This is a genomic window from Streptomyces sp. NPDC030995 (assembly GCF_055571215.1).
In genome coordinates this window covers 1-1,287 of sequence record NZ_JBVIFS010000081.1, presented here as the reverse complement: position 1 = coordinate 1,287, position 1,287 = coordinate 1, and the positions used below count along the sequence as shown (strand labels likewise).

Sequence of the window (1,287 nt, the reverse complement as noted above, 5' to 3'; positions counted from 1 at the left end):
TGAGGTTGATCCCGGGGAGTGGACACCGGGTTTCATGCGACGAGTGACAGCGTACGTGTCGTGCTCAGTTGTTGTTCGAACTCGGCTGGTGTGCGGTAGCCGAGCGCGGAGTGGCGACGGCGCCGGTTGTAGTACGAAAGCCAGCGGAACAGCTCGAGCCGGGTATGTGCCTTTGAGGTCCAGCGGCGTCCGTGGAGCAACTCGCGCTTGAGGCCCTGGAAAAACGACTCGGCGAGGGCGTTGTCGTAACTCGAGCCGACCCGGCCCATGCTGCGGCGGATGCCGTGCCGGCGGCAGATGTCGGCGAAGGCGGCCGCGTTGTACTGGGCGCCTCTGTCGGTGTGGAAGACGACGCCGTGGACCCGGCCGCCACGGGCGGCCACGGCCATCTCGATCGCGTCGGTGACCAGCGAGGTGCGCATGTGGTCCGCGATCGACCAGCCCACGACCTTCCTCGAGCAGATGTCGATCACCGTGGCGAGGTAGAGGCACGTCGAGCCGACGGCTATGTAGGTGATGTCGCCGCACCACCTGGTGTTCAGGGCGTCCGCGGTGAAGTCGCGCATCACCAGGTCCGGCGCGGGCGGCGCGGTCCTGTCCGCGATCGTCGTCCGTTTCTTCTTCCGCAGGTGCCGGCCGACGATGTGGTTGATCCGCATCAGCCGGGTGACGCGCTTGCGGTTGATCCTGCGCCCTCTCGCGCGCAGTTCAGCATGGACGCGCGGGGCGCCGTAGGCGCCATGGTGTTCGGTGTGGATGGCGCGGATCTCGCTCACGGTCCGCTTCTCCTCGGCCTGGCGCTCGGCGCGGTCCTGCTCGGTGGCCAGGTGCCGGTAGTAGCCGGCGCGGGACGCCCCGAGCACCCGGCAGATCCGCTTGACGCCGAAGTCGGCACGGTTGTCGGAGATGAAGGCCCAGCGGCGGGGGCTCACTTCACCTCCCGGGCGAAATAGGCGGCTGCCCGGCGCAGGATCTCGCGCTCCAGCCGCCACTCCTGCTCGGCTTTGAGCAGCCTGGCGTTCTCAGCCCGCAGCCGGGCAAGCTCCTCCGCCGCACTGACGCTGCCGTCGCGGCCAACGGGCGCGGCCTGGGCCTCGTCCTTGCGGACCCACGTCCGCAGCGACTCTGCGGTGATACCGAGATCCGCGGCCACCGCCGCGTACGTCCGCTTCCCGGCAGCGGCGCGGTAGAGCGCGACAGCGTCCTTCCTGAACTCCTCCGGATACGGAGACTTGCGTCCCACCTGGACATCCCTCCCTGGACCATCAAGATCCATTGTCAGGGTGT

Annotated in this window: 1 protein-coding gene; it reads right to left on the bottom strand. The window is 68.5% G+C overall.

The features are described from left to right. Positions 1-32 precede the first annotated feature (32 nt). A protein-coding gene (locus ACZ45T_RS39205) for an IS3 family transposase (protein ID WP_468449272.1) occupies positions 33-1,243 on the bottom strand; the annotation gives its coding sequence in 2 pieces (ribosomal slippage) (positions 33-997 and positions 997-1,243; 1,212 coding nt in all). Between the last annotated feature and the right edge of the window lie 44 nt (positions 1,244-1,287).